The organism is Agrobacterium sp. CCNWLW155 (assembly GCF_036888815.1).
Classification (GTDB): Bacteria; Pseudomonadota; Alphaproteobacteria; order Rhizobiales; family Rhizobiaceae; genus Agrobacterium; species Agrobacterium radiobacter.
Window position 1 is genome coordinate 115,260 of the sequence record NZ_JBAKFW010000004.1, and the last position, 15,879, is coordinate 131,138.

Annotated in this window: 20 protein-coding genes; 9 read left to right on the forward strand and 11 right to left on the reverse strand. The window is 60.2% G+C overall.

Annotation, left to right across the window (positions count from 1 at the left end; translation table 11 throughout):
• Positions 1-102: 102 nt before the first annotated feature.
• The 3 genes from V6S97_RS15045 to V6S97_RS15055 form a co-directional block, all read right to left on the reverse strand.
• Complete coding sequence (locus V6S97_RS15045; protein WP_111784694.1) at positions 103-1,032, reverse strand: prephenate/arogenate dehydrogenase family protein; 930 nt, start codon at positions 1,030-1,032, stop codon at positions 103-105.
• Positions 1,032-2,138, reverse strand: a complete 1,107-nt coding sequence (gene hisC / locus V6S97_RS15050) for a histidinol-phosphate transaminase (protein WP_003509893.1) — start codon at positions 2,136-2,138, stop codon at positions 1,032-1,034. The genes V6S97_RS15045 and hisC overlap by 1 nt, the downstream gene beginning before the upstream one ends.
• An 84-nt stretch (positions 2,139-2,222) precedes the next feature.
• Positions 2,223-2,984: a class I SAM-dependent methyltransferase gene (locus tag V6S97_RS15055; RefSeq protein WP_209788272.1), complete on the reverse strand. Its 762-nt coding sequence runs from the start codon at positions 2,982-2,984 to the stop codon at positions 2,223-2,225.
• Between the two features lie 105 nt (positions 2,985-3,089).
• Here V6S97_RS15055 and gloB point away from each other — a divergent pair, with 105 nt between their 5' ends.
• Positions 3,090-3,860, forward strand: a complete 771-nt coding sequence (gene gloB / locus V6S97_RS15060) for a hydroxyacylglutathione hydrolase (protein ID WP_060724966.1) — start codon at positions 3,090-3,092, stop codon at positions 3,858-3,860.
• Positions 3,860-4,300, forward strand: a complete 441-nt coding sequence (locus tag V6S97_RS15065; protein WP_162691912.1) for a cupin domain-containing protein — start codon at positions 3,860-3,862, stop codon at positions 4,298-4,300. Before gloB ends, V6S97_RS15065 begins: the two co-directional genes overlap by 1 nt.
• Positions 4,301-4,410: 110 nt before the next feature.
• On the opposite strand, the gene V6S97_RS15070 is transcribed toward V6S97_RS15065, so the two are convergent.
• Entirely contained in the window at positions 4,411-5,184 is a 774-nt protein-coding gene (locus V6S97_RS15070) for a DUF3108 domain-containing protein (protein WP_334427314.1), read from the reverse strand.
• Between the two features lie 35 nt (positions 5,185-5,219).
• A complete protein-coding gene (locus V6S97_RS15075) occupies positions 5,220-5,438 on the reverse strand; it encodes a hypothetical protein (protein WP_099087313.1) in 219 nt (72 codons plus the stop codon).
• Between V6S97_RS15075 and rpmB the strand changes: the two genes are divergently transcribed.
• The 3 genes from rpmB (at position 5,437) to V6S97_RS15090 (ending at position 6,979) form a co-directional block, all read left to right on the forward strand.
• Entirely contained in the window at positions 5,437-5,727 is a 291-nt protein-coding gene (rpmB, locus tag V6S97_RS15080; protein ID WP_003509888.1) for a 50S ribosomal protein L28, read from the forward strand. The two genes, V6S97_RS15075 and rpmB, sit on opposite strands and share 2 nt — an antisense overlap.
• A 164-nt stretch (positions 5,728-5,891) precedes the next feature.
• Positions 5,892-6,530 (forward strand): queuosine precursor transporter, encoded by a 639-nt coding sequence (locus V6S97_RS15085; RefSeq protein ID WP_003509887.1) that lies wholly within the window; start codon positions 5,892-5,894, stop codon positions 6,528-6,530.
• Positions 6,531-6,643: 113 nt separating this feature from the next.
• Positions 6,644-6,979, forward strand: a complete 336-nt coding sequence (locus tag V6S97_RS15090) for a pentapeptide repeat-containing protein (RefSeq protein WP_334427318.1) — start codon at positions 6,644-6,646, stop codon at positions 6,977-6,979.
• Between the two features lie 3 nt (positions 6,980-6,982).
• Here V6S97_RS15090 and V6S97_RS15095 read toward each other — a convergent pair whose 3' ends face one another.
• The 4 genes from V6S97_RS15095 to V6S97_RS15110 form a co-directional block, all read right to left on the reverse strand.
• Complete coding sequence (locus tag V6S97_RS15095) at positions 6,983-7,960, reverse strand: esterase-like activity of phytase family protein (RefSeq protein ID WP_334427319.1); 978 nt, start codon at positions 7,958-7,960, stop codon at positions 6,983-6,985.
• Positions 7,961-7,997: 37 nt separating this feature from the next.
• On the reverse strand, positions 7,998-9,902 hold the full coding sequence (gene cobT / locus V6S97_RS15100) for a cobaltochelatase subunit CobT (RefSeq protein WP_003509876.1): 1,905 nt from the start codon (positions 9,900-9,902) through the stop codon (positions 7,998-8,000).
• Between the two features lie 106 nt (positions 9,903-10,008).
• A complete protein-coding gene (cobS, locus tag V6S97_RS15105; protein WP_003509875.1) occupies positions 10,009-10,998 on the reverse strand; it encodes a cobaltochelatase subunit CobS in 990 nt (329 codons plus the stop codon).
• 68 nt (positions 10,999-11,066) lie between these two features.
• Entirely contained in the window at positions 11,067-11,702 is a 636-nt protein-coding gene (locus V6S97_RS15110; protein ID WP_020012181.1) for a J domain-containing protein, read from the reverse strand.
• Positions 11,703-11,816: 114 nt separating this feature from the next.
• Between V6S97_RS15110 and V6S97_RS15115 the strand changes: the two genes are divergently transcribed.
• Positions 11,817-12,098 (forward strand): BolA family protein, encoded by a 282-nt coding sequence (locus V6S97_RS15115; RefSeq protein WP_003509873.1) that lies wholly within the window; start codon positions 11,817-11,819, stop codon positions 12,096-12,098.
• Between the two features lie 102 nt (positions 12,099-12,200).
• A complete protein-coding gene (locus tag V6S97_RS15120) occupies positions 12,201-12,488 on the forward strand; it encodes a hypothetical protein (RefSeq protein ID WP_334427323.1) in 288 nt (95 codons plus the stop codon).
• A 267-nt stretch (positions 12,489-12,755) separates the two neighbouring features.
• Here the strand turns inward: V6S97_RS15120 and aroB are convergent, their stop codons facing one another.
• Both aroB and V6S97_RS15130 read right to left on the reverse strand, forming a co-directional pair.
• Complete coding sequence (aroB, locus tag V6S97_RS15125) at positions 12,756-13,889, reverse strand: 3-dehydroquinate synthase (RefSeq protein WP_003509871.1); 1,134 nt, start codon at positions 13,887-13,889, stop codon at positions 12,756-12,758.
• A gap of 4 nt (positions 13,890-13,893) precedes the next feature.
• The gene (locus V6S97_RS15130; RefSeq protein ID WP_003509869.1) at positions 13,894-14,475 is read right to left on the reverse strand and encodes a shikimate kinase; all 582 of its coding nucleotides are present in this window, start codon (positions 14,473-14,475) and stop codon (positions 13,894-13,896) included.
• 188 nt (positions 14,476-14,663) lie between these two features.
• Here V6S97_RS15130 and V6S97_RS15135 point away from each other — a divergent pair, with 188 nt between their 5' ends.
• Both V6S97_RS15135 and xerD read left to right on the forward strand, forming a co-directional pair.
• Positions 14,664-14,837, forward strand: coding sequence for a hypothetical protein (locus V6S97_RS15135; RefSeq protein WP_003509868.1), 174 nt, complete (start codon positions 14,664-14,666; stop codon positions 14,835-14,837).
• Entirely contained in the window at positions 14,834-15,820 is a 987-nt protein-coding gene (xerD, locus tag V6S97_RS15140) for a site-specific tyrosine recombinase XerD (RefSeq protein WP_003509866.1), read from the forward strand. Before V6S97_RS15135 ends, xerD begins: the two co-directional genes overlap by 4 nt.
• Positions 15,821-15,879 lie beyond the last annotated feature (59 nt).

Here is a 15,879-nt window from a genome sequence, read left to right on the forward strand (position 1 = left end):
CTCGGGTTAAGCCCGAGGATGACGACGGGGAGGCTTTGGCACTTTGCCGGCGGGCGTTATGGGCCGGATCAAATCCCACCACGACTATAAGCGAAATGCGCCTTACTTCTTCTGATCCAGCGCATGACGCCCGAAGTCCGGCGCATCGACATCCTGACCGGCCTGCACGATAGAGCGGCGGATGGCGCGAGTGCGGGAAAACAACTCGAACAGCTTGTCGCCCTCTCCCCAGCGGATCGCCCTTTGCAGGGAGGCGAGGTCTTCGGAAAACCGCGCCAGCATTTCAAGGATGGCATCCTTGTTGTGCAGGCAGACATCGCGCCACATGGTGGGATCGGAGGCGGCCAGACGGGTGAAGTCACGGAAACCAGAGGCGGAATATTTGATGACTTCCGATTCGGTCACCGTCTCCAGATCATCCGCCGTGCCGACGATATTGTAAGCGATGATGTGCGGCAGATGCGAAACGATCGCCAGAACCTTGTCATGGTGTTCGGCATCCATTTCATCGACACGGGAGCCGAGCGCGCGCCAGAAATCCTTGAGCTTTTCCAGCGCCGCCGCATCCGTGCCCGGCAGCGGCGTGAAGATGCACCAGCGGTCGCGGAAGAGACCGGCAAAACCGGCATCCGGGCCGGATTTTTCCGTACCCGCCAGCGGGTGGCCGGGAATGAAATGCACGTTATCAGGCATATGCGGAGCCATCTGCGCGATAACCGAGGCCTTGGTGGAGCCGACATCGGTAACGATAGCTCCCGGTTTCAGATGCGGCGCGATCTGCTGTGCCACGCTTTCCGATGCACCAACAGGCACCGAGACGATGACGAGATCGGCATCCTTGACCGCCTCCGCCCCCGAAACGGTGTAATCCGTGCCGAGCTCCAGTTCTTCCGCCCGTTTCAGCGTCTCTTCGCTGCGGGTGGAAATCGTCACATGGCGGGCAAGACCCAGTTCCCTGATATCGCGGGCAATCGACGAGCCGATCAGGCCGATGCCAATCAGCGCGATGCGTTCAAACATGATCTCAGCCATCACGCCTGCCCCATGAACTCGGTAAGAGCAGCGATGACGCCGAGATTGGCCTCTTCAGAACCGACGGTCATTCTCAGCGCATTCGGGAAGCCGTAACCGCGCACTGCACGCAGAATATAACCGCGGCGGCTCAGGAACTCGTCGGCATCCGTTGCCCGCTTGCCGTCCTGATCCGGGAAATGGATGAGGATGAAGTTGGTGACGGATGGTGTGACGGTGAGACCAAGGCCGGTAAAGGTCGTGACCAGCTTTTCCATCCACAGCGCGTTATGCGCCACGGCCTTCTCTACGAAGGCCTGATCGCGAATCGCAGCGGCACCGGCAGCAATGGCCGGCGCGCTCATGTTGAATGGGCCGCGCACGCGGTTCAGCGCATCGATGATGGCGGCGGGACCATACATCCAGCCGACGCGCAGGGCGGCGAGACCATAGACCTTCGAGAAGGTGCGGGTCATCACCACGTTGCGGTTGCCGGATACCAGCTCAAGCCCGGCCTCGTAGTCGTTCTTGCGGACATATTCGGCATAGGCCGCATCCAGCACCAGCACGACATGTTTCGGCAGGCTGGCCTGCAGGCGGCGGATTTCCGCAACGGGAACATAGGTGCCGGTGGGATTGCCGGGATTGGCGACGAAAACCATCTTCGTCTTCGGCGTCACGGCGGCGAGGATCGCATCCACGTCCACCGCGCAGTCCTTTTCCTTCACCGTCACCGGGGTCGCGCCCGCGCCCATGATCTGGATCTTGTAGACGAGGAAACCATGTTCGGTGATGATCGCCTCATCGCCCGCGCCCAGATAGACGTGGCAAAGCATGCCGAGCAGCTCGTCCGAACCGTTGCCGCACATGATATTCGCAATGTTGAGACCGTGCACGTCGGCAATCGCCTGGCGCAGCGCAATCGCCTGTCCGTCCGGATAGATTTCCAGATGGCTGGCCGCGGTGCCGAAGGCCTCTATGGCTTTCGGGCTGGGCCCAAGCGGCGTTTCATTGGAGGAGAGCTTATAAACCTTCGCAACACCGTCCACATGTTCCTTGCCGGGAACATAAGCAGCGATATCCAGAATACCCGGACGCGGAACAGGTTGGCTAAGCTCTGCACTCATTTGATCGACCTTTGGAAATGCGCCGGAGAACCCGGCAAAAGCAATGCCGGAGGCATTAGACCGGAATGTGCGTTTTGTCGAGGGTTAGCGCGGCTTTCCCTGCTGCACGGCGGCGCGGGTGGTGGGCACCCCCTGCGGCGCCAGAACCGGCACGAAAACCCGGCGCGAGGCGCGCTGCGTGACGGGCAATCCCTGATAGAGGCGTTTTTGCGCTTCCACCACGATGACACCGGAAAATAGCGGCCACAGCCGGCGACCGGTATGCTCGAGATAACGACGGAATTTCAGCACCGGCCGGCTTGTGGTCGGCGGGAAGAACAGCGCCTCCGCGGAGGCGCCCGGTGTGAAATTGGTTTCGCGCAAAAGCGCCGTCAGCTGCCCGCGCGAATAGGGCCTTCCGGAACCGAAGGGCGTATGTTCCATGCGTGCCCAGACACCGCGCCGGTTCGGCACCACGATGACGAGGCGGCCACCGGGCGCCAGCACCCGCCAGAGTTCTTTCAGCGTTTCGCGCGGATTTTCGGCAAATTCCAGTGCATGCACCATCAGGACCCGGTCTATCGACGAATCAGGCAGCGGCAGTTCTTCATCGAACACCAGCGCGGTGGAGGAAAGCTCGCCCGCCGGCCAGTTCACCGCCCCCTGCCCCGCCGGCATGAAGGCGAAGGTGCGCTCCGTATCGCGGCGGAACCGGTCCAGAAACGGCACGGCATAACCCAGCCCGACCAGACGCTCTTCCGGCAAAGGCGGCCAGAGCGTCGAAAGCGCCATGGTGATCGCCTGCTCGGCCGAGCGGCCAAGCGGAGAATGATAGAATTCGCGCAGATCGACGATATCGGTATTCATGGCGAGAATGTAGCATCAGGCGGTTGGACTTCAAGGCGTCTGCCCTTACATAGAAGATCAGGCGGGCGAATGCGCCGGTTTTGGCCGGCAAATGGAGAGGATAAGATGAAACCTTTGGAAATAGACGTCTTTCTTTGCCGCAGCGACAATTTCGGGGTTCTCCTGCATGACCCCGAAAGCGGAGCGACCGCCGCCATCGACGCCCCGGAAGAAGGCCCTATCCTGCATGCTCTCGACGGCCACGGCTGGAAGCTCACCCATATTTTCACCACCCATCATCATCAGGACCACGTGGAAGCCAATCTGGCGCTGAAGGACAAGTTTCAGTGCGAAATTCACGGTCCCTATGATGAGGCTGTTGCAATACCCGGGCTCGACCGCTCGCAGGCCGATGGCGACGAATTCGAATTCGCCGGTCGCCGCGTTCAGATCATCGCCACACCCGGTCATACGGCGGGACATATCTGTTATTATATGCCGGATGACGGGCTGCTGTTTGCCGCCGATACGCTGTTCGCCATGGGCTGCGGTCGCCTGTTCGAACGCCCGGCGGCGGATATGTGGCACTCCTTCCAGAAACTCATTGCCCTGCCGGATGAGACCAAGGTCTATTTCGGCCATGAATATACGCTGACGAATGCCCGTTTCGCCTTGACCGTCGATCCCGACAATACCGTGCTGCGCGACCGCGCGGAGCAGGTGGAAAAGGCGCGGCAGGCGAATGAATTCACCATTCCCACCAGCATCGGGCTCGAAAAACAGACCAATCCCTATATGCGGGTGGCCGATCCCGGCATCCGCAAATATCTTGGCCTGGAAAGCGCCACCGATGCCGACGTCTTCGCGGAAATCCGCACGCGCAAGGACAATTTCTGATGGGAACGGATATATCCGCGCAGGCGATCATTCGTGAACTGGGGCTGGAGCCACATCCCGAGGGCGGTTTTTACCACCAGACTTTCCGTGACAAGGCCGGCGGCGAGCGCGGCCACTCCACGGCGATCTATTATCTCCTGGAAAAAGGCGATCGCTCGCACTGGCATCGGGTCACCGATGCGGTCGAGGTCTGGCACTATTATGCCGGCGCGCCGATCGCGCTGCATCTTTCGCAGGACGGCCGAGAGGTGCAGACCTTCACGCTCGGCCCCGCCATTCTGGAAGGCGAGCGCCCGCAGGTGATCGTTCCCGCCAACTGCTGGCAATCGGCCGAAAGCCTCGGCGATTTCACCCTCGTCGGCTGCACCGTCTCGCCGGGCTTTGCCTTTTCGAGCTTCGTCATGGCGGAACCCGGCTGGTCGCCGGGCGATGCGCCGTAATTCTCAGCGCAATGCCGGCGGAATGAGCGGATGCCACTTGTTTCTTCTCCCCGGCGGGGAGAAGAACCGAACCGCACCGCCGTGTCACTTACCCCGCCATGCGCCAGCAATCAGCCGCCGTATTTCGTAGCGGTAATGTAGACCTGTCCCACCCGCGTCGGAATGATGGCGTAGACCGGCGCATAGACATCCATGTTGTTGGATTTCGCAAACCAGATCTCCATCGAAATGGATTTCAGATATTCGATATCCTTGCGTCCCTGCCGATAGCCCGACTTCGGCACATAACGCGCCTTGCAGACGATGGCGTCGCCATTAAAACCATTGGTCTTGAACGGCTTGGTGCCGCTGGAGCTCAAAACGAGATCCAGCCGCGATTCGCCGTCATAGATCGGCAGGCGAGTCGGGCAGATGCGGCCGCCCGCGGGAATGATGAGACCGGAAATCGGATCGAGAACCGAGCGCAGATCGCGGTCCTTCACGTCAACCCAGTTGTCCGGCCGCGCCTTAGGCTCGGGTTTCACTGTCGTCGATGTGACGTTGCCGTTGCGATAGACGACGTCATAGGTGCGCACCCGCTTGCCGTCCTTGTAGACCAGCGAATATTCATTGGCCTGCAGCCGGTGGCCGCGCTTGGCGCCGGAAACCGTCGTTTTGCCGGAAATATCCTTGAGGATGCTGGCAAGGCCGGCGGCGCTGAAGGAACCGGAGATCGAATAATTCGGCCCATCCATGCGAGTCGAAAAACTTGCCCGCGCAATCGGCAAAATGCCGAGATTGATGCTGTATTCGCTTGTGTGGCGCGCTTCGGCGGCGAGCGAGGGGGAGACACCCGCAAGCGCCATGGTAGCGGCTATGAAAATGCTTTTTCCTCTGGCAATCATTTCGATATCACCTTAAAAGAGGCGCGGAAGCGGCCTTATCGGGCGATCATATACGCTGACTTGTGGCAATAAAAAAGCGGACGACGGTTGAAAACGCCGGAATTTCCTTTGATTTGCTCGCGGGCGGCTTGACTGTTAAGTCCCGTCTGACTATAGAACCGCAACTTTCCAATCATGGCCAGTTGGATTGCCACCCCGGTTTTGCCGGTGGCGAGCCAGTGGTGAAACAGACGAAACGAAATAGGTGTACCCATGTCCCGTGTATGCGAATTGACCGGCAAGGGCGTCCAGACGGGCAACAACGTCAGCCACGCCAACAACAAGACCAAGCGCCGGTTCCTTCCGAACCTCTGCCAGGTCACGTTGATCTCCGATGCTCTCGGCCAGCGCTTCCGCCTGCGTGTTTCCGCAGCCGCTCTGCGCTCCGTTGAACACCGTGGCGGCCTCGATGCCTTCCTTCTGAAGTCCGGCGAAAACGAACTGAGCATGCGCGCTCGTCTCCTGCGCCGCCAGATCGCCAAGAAGACTGCTGAAGCTGCTTAATAGCGGTTTCGACATCATCTGATATTCAGAGGGCTTGAATGGCTTTTGCCGCTCAAGCCTTTTGTTTGTTTTAGATTTTCGTTGTATCGAGTTTTGCGGAAACCGTTTGAGACGTTTCGCTCCGATGCTTGGCTTCAACTGGTGGCATCACCCAGGATAAAAAAATGCCCTATCTGCGCTATACGCTTATCTATGTTCTGCTGATGACGCTCGTCGTCGTCGCGTCCAATATTCTGGTGCAATACCCGCTCTCCGGCTCGCTGTTCGGCGTCAATCTCGGCGACCTTCTGACCTGGGGCGCCTTTACCTATCCGATCGCGTTCCTTGTTACCGATCTGACCAACCGCCAGTTCGGTCCGTCCATCGCGCGTCGCGTCGTGCTTGCGGGCTTCGTCGTCGGCGTCACGCTGTCCTTCTGGACATCCATCCCGCGCATCGCTGTTGCTTCCGGCACCGCCTATCTCATCGGCCAACTGCTGGATATTTCCGTGTTCAACCGCCTGCGCCGCCAGCGCTGGTGGCATGCGCCGCTGGCCGGCTCGATGCTGGGTTCGGTGCTGGATACGGCTCTGTTCTTCTCAATCGCCTTTGCCGCGAGCTTCTCCTTTGTCGGCCCCAATGATGCCTTCGCCATCGAAAACGCGCCGCTGCTCGGCATCTTCGCTCTGGAAGCCCCCCGGTGGATTTCCTGGGCGCTGGGCGATCTTTCGGTGAAGGTCCTTGTCGGCCTCGTCATGCTGCTGCCTTATGGCGCGCTGATGAACACGCTGAAGCCCATGCCAGGCACCGCCAAACCGAGCTGATACTTTCCGTCAGCGAGATTTGAGGCCGGGGGATGCATGATCAGATCACGCTTGCAAACCCACGGGTGGCGTTGCAATCTGCCGTCCGTGGCAAAGCTCGGAGGCGGACCGGCATGCAGATCAAGGACGTTATCGACATTGTGGATGCGACGAGCGCCACGCTTTCGGGCTCCAGCTTCGATAACGTCAATCTGTCGGGGACGGTCTTCAACAATGTCAATCTGGCCGACACACGCTTCAATGACATCAACTTTTCCGGTGCGTCGTTTACGGACAGCAACATGTCCGGCTGGTCGATCGATGACGTCAATTTTACCGGACTGAAGCTGAGCAACACGAACCTCTCCGGCGCGCAGATAACCGCGTGCCGAATGACCGGCATGAAGATCGACGGCATTCCGGTCGAGGATCTCCTGGCTGCCTACAAGGCGGCACAGGAGCAGGCCTGATATTCACTCCACCAGCTTGAATTCCAGCATCAGATTGCGCTGGAGAAACGAGTGGTTGTCATCGGAAACGATGATGAGGCGCGTGGAACCGTCCGGCCCCTTCACCACATCCATGCCTTCCATATTGTCGATCTGGTAGGCCATGCCCGCTTCCATGAGGATTTCGCCATCCACCACCGCGCCCGGCCGGATATCCGCCCCGCGGATGCGGCGGATGCGCATGCCCACACCTTCGGCGAAGTTGAAGCGCCGCTCGAGAAGCAGCAGATCGCCGTTTGGCAGGAAAGCGCCATCAGTCACGTCGAATGAGGGGTGATGGGTAACGGCAAATGTGCCCTTGAGCGGGCCTTCCAATATGGCGGCAAGAAGATTGCCGTCGGTATCGATGCTCTTTTCGGCCACCACGACGAGAGCGCCGGCGAGCGGCGAATCGGCCGGCGATACAGCAAGCGCCTCCATGCCGCCATTATGGCGCAACTCGTTATTGGGGATGAGATGCGGCAGGCGGTCGAGCGGTTTCGAGGTGGCGAAGCCTGGATCGGGATAGATATCGATCCTGTGACGTTGCTCGTAACTGACGAAAACCTTGCCGTCGCGTAGCGCCAGCCCTTCGGCATCCATCTCCATCTTGCGCGGCGGTTCGCGTCCGCTCATGTCCAGCATGGAGGTGATACGGACTTCAGCAAGGCCAGACAGCGCCCCGACAGCATCACGCGTGACTCTGCCCGTCAGCCAATGGCCCGTATCCAGCACCGCAATAAAATCCTCACCGTTTGGGCGAAAGCGGATGGAGGATATGGCCCCGAACAGTTTTTCCGGCGCGCTCATCACCATGCCGCCGACAAATTCCAGCTTGCCAAAACGTTTCTCGCTGGTGCCGACTTCGAAAGACGAGAGGAGACGCGCACTCACCGGCACATCGATGGTCGAAGCGCCGATGGAAACCGGGAACAGCGATGCGGCCGCCAGAATGGCGGCCATTGAGAGCGTTTTACAGGCGGAGAAAACCCGGCCCCGCTTATCCCGCACGGCGAACCCTGCGGGACGAACCGGAAGCGTTGCTCGTATCCTCGAAGAGCGCTGCGAGCTGCTCGGTCATCGCGCCCGCCAGTTCGTCGGCATCCACGATGGTCACGGCGCGACGATAATAACGTGTCACGTCATGGCCGATACCGATTGCCAGCAGTTCCACCGGCGACCGTGTCTCGATCTGCTCGATGACGGCGCGCAGGTGCCGTTCCAGATAGTTGCCCGGATTGACCGACAGGGTCGAATCGTCCACCGGCGCACCGTCCGAGATCATCATCATGATCTTGCGCTGCTCGGGGCGACCGATCAGACGGTTATGCGCCCACATCAACGCCTCACCGTCGATGTTTTCCTTCAGCAGGCCTTCGCGCATCATCAGGCCGAGATTGCGTCGCGCGCGCCGCCACGGGGCATCCGCCGATTTGTAGATGATGTGCCGCAGATCATTGAGACGGCCGGGCGAAGCCGGCTTGCCGCTGGCCAGCCATTGCTCACGCGATTGCCCGCCCTTCCACGCCTTGGTGGTGAAGCCCAGAATTTCCACCTTCACGCCCGAGCGCTCCAGCGTGCGCGCCAGAATATCCGCGCAGGTGGCCGCAACAGTGATGGGCCGGCCGCGCATCGAACCGGAATTGTCGATGACGAGCGACACGACGGTATCGCGGAACTTGGTGTCGCGTTCCTTCTTGAAGGAGAGCGGCTGCATGGGATCGATGATGAGCCTGACGAGGCGAGCCGGATCGAGATAACCCTCTTCCAGATCGAAGTCCCAGGAACGGTTCTGCTGCGCCATCAGGCGGCGCTGCAGCCGGTTCGCTAAGCGCCCGACCGCACCCTGAAGATGGGCGAGCTGCTTGTCGAGGAAGGCGCGCAGACGATCAAGCTCGGCCTCGTCACACAATTCCTCGGCGTGGATTTCCTCGTCGAATTCCTGCGTGAAGATGCGGTAATCGACCTTTTCATTAAAGTCGTCGAAGGGGCTGTTGGGGCGGCGGGTCTCGCCGGGCGTTTCGGAATCCTCGTCGAGATCGTCGGACATCTCCTCGTCCGACATCTCGGCGCCGTCCATCTCGCCTTCTTCCATTTCCTCCTGCGAGGCCTCGTTTTCATCGGCGGGCGTCGCGTCCGAGCCGGCCTCTTCCTCGACCTGCTCTTCTTCCGTCTCGTTGGTGCGCGGCTGGTCCTCGTTGGACTCCGCTTCCTGACTGTCAGGCTCGTTATCCTCGTCGCCGAAATCTTCCGCCATCTGCATGGAGGTCAGCATCTTGCGCACCAGTCGCGAAAACGCCTTCTGGTCGGTGATGACGCTGGAGAGATCCTTGAGATCGCCGGCGGCCTTGTCCTCGATGAAATCGCGCCACAGATCGACAACCTTGCCGGCGCTTTCCGGCGGCTTTTCGCCCGTCAGCTTCTCGCGCACCAGAAGCGCCACGGCTTCGGCGAGCGGCGCGTCGTCCTTGTTGGTGATGCCGGCGAAGTTGGCCTTGGCGTATTTTTCCGTGTTCATGGCCTGGATGTTGGAGGCCATGCCCGGCATGCGCAGCGCGCCGATCGATTCCACGCGCGCCTGTTCAACCGCGTCGAAGATCAGCCGCGCCTCGGCGCCCTGCGGCGACATCACCGCATGCGTGTCGGCGTCATGGCAGGCGAGGCGCAGCGCCATGGAATCACCGAGGCCGCGGGTGATCGCGATTTCCTGTGCGGTCGGTTTCTTGGAGATTTCCGGCAGGCGCATGCGCTCACCGGCAAGGCCCGGCCGCTCATTGGCGAAGACGACCTCGACCTCGGCATCGCCGGCAACGGATCGCACACATCCGGCAATCGCCTGACGCAACGGCTCCGTATCAACAGCCGTACCCGGTTTTGCTCTGGAATTGTCGCCGCGCGCTGCCATTGTCTTTCCTGTCATTTGCCGACGCGTGGAGACCGCCCATCGATATGTGCGCGGTCTGCCGGCGTCTTCAAGTCATCGAAATCGTCTCCGGACAAGCCGGGGACGATCAGGCGCTGAGAACGATGTTCGCAGCGCTTTCCTTCAGCTCGACGCCAAAGGCCCGCTGATATTGTTCGGCCACCAGCGTGCGCTCAAGCTCGTCGCACTTGTTGAGGAAGGTCACACGGAAGGCAAAGGCGAGATCGCCGAAGATTTCCGCATTTTCCGCCCAGGTGATGACGGTACGCGGGCTCATGACGGTGGAAAGATCGCCATTGACGAAGGCCGAACGGGTGAGATCGGCCACGCGCACCATCTTGGAAACGGTTTCGCGTCCCTTCGGATTGTCGAGGCTCTTCACCTTGGCGGCGATGATGTTCACTTCCTGCTCATGCGGCAGGTAGTTCAGCGTCGTGACGATGGACCAGCGGTCCATCTGCGCCTGGTTGATCTGCTGAGTGCCGTGGTAAAGACCCGTCGTATCGCCAAGGCCGACCGTGTTGGCGGTCGCGAAAATGCGGAAGGCCGGGTGAGGACGGATGACGCGGCTCTGGTCGAGCAGGGTCAGGCGGCCCGAGGATTCCAGCACGCGCTGGATAACGAACATGACATCCGGACGGCCGGCATCATATTCGTCGAAGACGAGCGCGACATTGTGCTGGTAGGCCCAGGGCAGAATGCCGTCCTTGAATTCGGTAACCTGCTTGCCGTCTTTCAGGACGATGGCGTCCTTGCCGACGAGGTCGATACGGCTGACGTGGCTGTCGAGGTTGACGCGCACGCAGGGCCAATTGAGGCGGGCAGCCACCTGCTCGATATGGGTGGACTTACCGGTGCCGTGGAAACCGGAGACCATGACACGTCGGTTGTGAGCAAAACCGGCAAGGATCGCGAGTGTCGTATCGCGGTCGAACAGATAGTCGGGATCAAGGTCAGGCACATAGGCGTCGCCCTGCGAATAGGCGGGGACCCGCAGATCCGTATCAATGCCGAAAACCTCCCGTACGGACACCGTCGTGTCGGGCAGGTTGGAAATATCAAGGTCGATTTTGCTCATCACGTCTCCAAGGCGGGCGGCAGCCACCCGGCCACATCATCAATCAGGCGGTAAACACGTAAGTTGGCTTAGCAGAAACCTGACTGCTTTAACAATTGATATGCTTGAACAACAGCCCGAAAACGCTCTTCCGAACCACGATCGCCACCATTAGCATCAGGATGATGCTTTTTGACAAGCTCCTTGTAGCGCCTTTTTATGTCTTCCTGCTTTGCGCTGGAAGAAAGACCGAGCGTATCGAAGGCTTTTGCCTCCAGCGTCTTCAATTTGCGGTCCTGCTGCAGGCGGGTGCCGCCTGCCTTTGCGCCGCCCGCAAAACCGCCGGCAAAGCCGAAAGGATCGCGGATACGGGCATTGCCGCTGGCCGTGCCGGAACGCAGCGTGGAATGCAGCGGGCTGTCGCGGGCCGTCTTGTTGACGCCGACCGTCCAGGTGGGGCGATGACCGGTGATCGCTTCCTTCTGGTAGCGGGCAATCTCGCTGTCGGAGAGGCCGGAAAAATAATTATAGCCCTTGTTGTATTCCTTCACGTGCTCAAAACAGAACAGGAAGAATTGCCCCTCGGCATTGCGGCCGACGGGTGCCCGGTGAATGCCCGGTTTATCGCATCCGTCCCACTGGCAGGTGGGGGCCTGAACCTCAGGTTCCCGCTCCCTTTTCCGGCGCGTGCGGATGCGATCGAAATATTTCGAATCCAGTTTCATGATGCCCTGATTATGGGGTGCGAAAAGCTGCACAACAAGAATTGACAAAGCGGAATGTTGCTGGCTTTTAGGTAGCCCCCTTCAAGACCAGCCAACGAGAATGGAGCCCGTCGCATGTCCCTGCGAGAACGCATAGAAACCAAGCTCCGGGAGAGCTTTTCACCCGAGCGCCTGAGGGTCGTCGATGAAAGCCAGATGCATGCGGGCCACCAGCCGGATATGACCGGCACAGGCGAGACGCATATGCGTGTTCAGATAGTATCCGAAAGCTTTTCCGGCAAGTCTCGCGTCGAACGCCACCGGGCGATCAACGCACTTTTGAAGCCGGAACTCGACGCGGGGCTGCATGCGCTGGCGATCGAGGCGGCGGCGCCGGGGGAAGCGGTGCGGTTCTAGTTTTAACCACGCAACATTGCTTTCGTATTTCCGGGCTAAAAATCCAGTTGGTGCAAAGATTCTGCATTCCAAGAGAGAACCTTAACTCGACGGATTACCCAAATGTCGATAGCAGCCAGCCCTTCGCTCCGCATCGCCATCATCGGCAACAGCGGATCCGGCAAAAGCAGTCTCGCCGCAAAAGCCGGTTCGGCGCTGAAATTGCCCTTTTACGATCTCGATCGCCTTCACTGGGAGGAGGATGGCCGCAAACGGGACGAGGCGGAAGCCAGACTTCTGGTGGCCCGGCATGCCAATACCAGCGACTGGATCATCGAAGGGGTCTATGGCTGGCTGGTTGAAACGGCGTTGCCGCGCGCGAAGGTGCTGATATGGCTCGACCTCCCCTAGGCAGAATGCCGCGAGGGCCTGTTGCGGCGCGGAGCGCAGCACGGCGAGACCGAAAGCGATCAGGCGGCACTTCTGGCTTGGGCAGGAGATTATTGGACGCGGACGACGTCATCCTCCTTTGCGGGACATTTGCAGCTTTATGAAACCTTCGGCGGCGGCAAAATCCGATTTCAAAGGCGTGCAGATGTGTCGACGATGCCGCTGCAAACGATAGGACGCCTTGCCAGCGAGACCGGCGCCTTTTGACCGCGTGGCGCCGGGGATAACTTAACCCGGATGCTTCTCCGACAGGAAGGACTGCACCTCGGACGCCGCAACATCGTCAGCCACGAAGGACTGACCAATACCGTGGGTGAGGATGAAGGTGAGCTTGCCGCCCTTGACCTTCTTGTCCTGCCCGATCGCCGTCATCAGCGTTTCGACCGGCGGCAGTTCACCGGGAATATCCTTCATCGTTGTCGGCAGGCCAACTGCCTTCAGATGCGCTTCGACGCGGGCCGCATCATCAGGGCTTGCGAGGTTCAGGCGTGCGGAGAACTGGTGCGCCAGCACCATGCCGATGGCGACGCCTTCGCCGTGAACCAGCCGCTTGCTGTCATAATTGGTCGCCGCTTCCAGCGCATGGCCGAAGGTGTGGCCGAGATTGAGAAGGGCGCGCACGCCGTTTTCTTTCTCGTCGGCCACCACCACATCGGCCTTGGCCTGGCAGCTGGTCGCAATCGCCTGGATGCGGGCAGGGCCGCCGGTGCGGATTTCATCCCAGTTCTTTTCCAGCCAGAAGAAGAAATCCGGCTTGTCGATCAGGCCATATTTGACGACTTCGGCATAACCGGCGCGGAACTCCCGCGGGCTCAGCGTATCGAGCACCGCCGTATCCGCCAGCACCAGATCGGGCTGGTGGAAAACGCCGACGAGGTTCTTGCCGTGGCGGGTGTTGATGCCGGTCTTGCCGCCGACGGAAGAATCGACCTGCGCCAGCAGCGAGGTCGGTATCTGCACGAAGCGCACACCGCGGCGCACGATGCCCGCCGCAAAACCGGCGAGATCGCCGATAACGCCGCCGCCGAGTGCGATCACCGCATCGTTACGCTCCACTCTTGCTGCCAGAACCGCATCGCAGACGGTGACCAGATGCTCGAAGCTCTTGGTCTTTTCGCCAGCCGGCAGGGTGAGCGAAACGGCCTCGATGCCATCAGTCTGCAGGCCATCCATCAAACCTTCGAGATAAAGCGGCGCGACATGTTCATCGGTGATGATCGCCGCGCGCCTGCCCTTCAGCCGCGCCGAAATTTCACCGCCCGCCCGGCCGATCAGGCCAGGCCCGATCAGAATGTCATAGGCGCGCTCGCCGAGCGGCACATGGACGAGACGTTCATCGGCGTGGATTTCGGAAGGCGTCATGGTGTCAGTCTTTCTGTTCGATGCCGGCTATGGCGGTCAACACTTCGGTCACGATGATTTCCTTGCGGACATCACGGGATTCGATGGTCATGTCCGCTTCCGCATAAATCGGGTAGCGCTTCTCCATCAGCGCCGCCAGGGTGGCCTTGGGATTTTCGGTCTTGAGAAGCGGACGGTGGTCGCGCTTGTTGACCCTTTCCCACAACACCTCGAGATCGGCCTTCAGCCAAAATGAAATGCCGCCGCGCGTAATGTGCCGGCGGGTATTGTCGTTGATGAAGGCGCCGCCGCCGGTGGAGATGACCTTGGGGCCTCCGCGCAGCAGGCGCTTGATGACCCGCGTTTCCAGCGCACGGAACTCCTCTTCGCCATAGGTGGCGAAAAGTTCCGATATCGTCATGCGCGATACGCGCTCGATTTCGACATCCGTATCAATGAACGGAACCTTGAGCTGCTGGGCGACCATGCGGCCCACCGCCGACTTTCCAGCCCCCATCAGCCCGACGAAGACGATGTTGCGCCGTCCGAGCTTTGCCCGCGCTTGCTCCCCGAGTGTGGCCGGGACGGATAAATTCGTTTCATTCATAAATTTGAAAGCCCGTTTGGCATGGATATCTGCAAATGTTTACGAAGCGTCAAGCCAAATTGCTGACTGAATTGCGGTGAATCACAATCATCGCCGCATGCGGCACGGGGCGGAGCGGCCATTTTGATCTTGTCGCCGCTTTCGCCGCACCGCATATAGATTTCGACCGCCACCCTTACGGAGCCGCCATGCCCACCCTCTTCCGCTTCACGATGATACTGGCGACCATCGCGGGGCTGATCTATGGCGGCATGGTGCTGCTCGTCATGGTCGTCAAGCCGCGCGACCGCGAGGTGACTGTACGCATCCCCTCCGAGCGGCTGAACCCGCCGGCGACAGAACCGGCAAGGCGCACCCCATGAGCGGGCAACCGACGACAGGGCGCGACGGCGCGCGGCTCGAAAGTTTTCTGGAAATGATGAGCGCCGAGCGCGGCGCCGCCGCCAACACGCTCTCTTCCTATGAGCGCGACCTTGTCGATCTCAGTGAATTTCTCAGCCACCGCGGCCAGTCATTGACCGATGCCGCGACACCAGACCTTTCCGCGTACCTGACCCACCTTTCCGCTCAGGGCTTTGCCGCAACCTCGCAGGCAAGACGCCTTTCCTCCATGCGGCAGTTTTATCGCTTTCTTTATTCGGAAGGGCTGCGCGGTGACGACCCGACCGGCATCATCGATGCGCCCAAGAAAGGCCTCGCCCTGCCGAAAACGATGAGCGTCGCCGATGTGAACAGGCTACTTGGGCTCGCGGCGCAAGAGGCTGCAACCGCAGGTCCCGGCCAGCTTGCCCGCATCCGCATGCATCTGCTGCTTGAGCTGCTTTATGCCACCGGCATGCGTGTCAGCGAACTCGTGTCCTTGCCCGTCAAGGTGCTGCGCCAGGAAGGCCGCTTCCTGATGATCCGCGGCAAGGGCAACAAGGACCGCATGGTTCTTCTTTCCCGTGCCGCCATCGAGGCGATGGAAAAATACGAGGCAGCCCGAAAGGCGCTCGTGCAGGAAAAAGACAAGGCGCCGAAAAAGGCCGAAGCCACGGAGAGCCCATGGCTCTTTCCTTCCAGCAGCAGGCAAGGGCACCTACCCCGCCAGGTCTTCGCGCGCGACCTCAAGGACATCGCCATTCGCGCGGGTCTGACCCCGTCCGTGATATCGCCGCATGTGCTGCGCCACGCCTTTGCCAGCCACCTTCTGCAGAACGGTGCGGATCTGCGCGCGGTGCAGGAACTGCTCGGCCATTCCGACATTTCAACGACACAAATCTATACACATGTGCTGGAAGAACGCCTGCAAGAGCTGGTACAAACACATCACCCCCTTGCCAAACAGGGCAAAAACCTTGATTAGAGCGACCGGAACCGCCGGATAATCCGGTCAAACCTTGCGCAAAACGATCGGAAACGGAT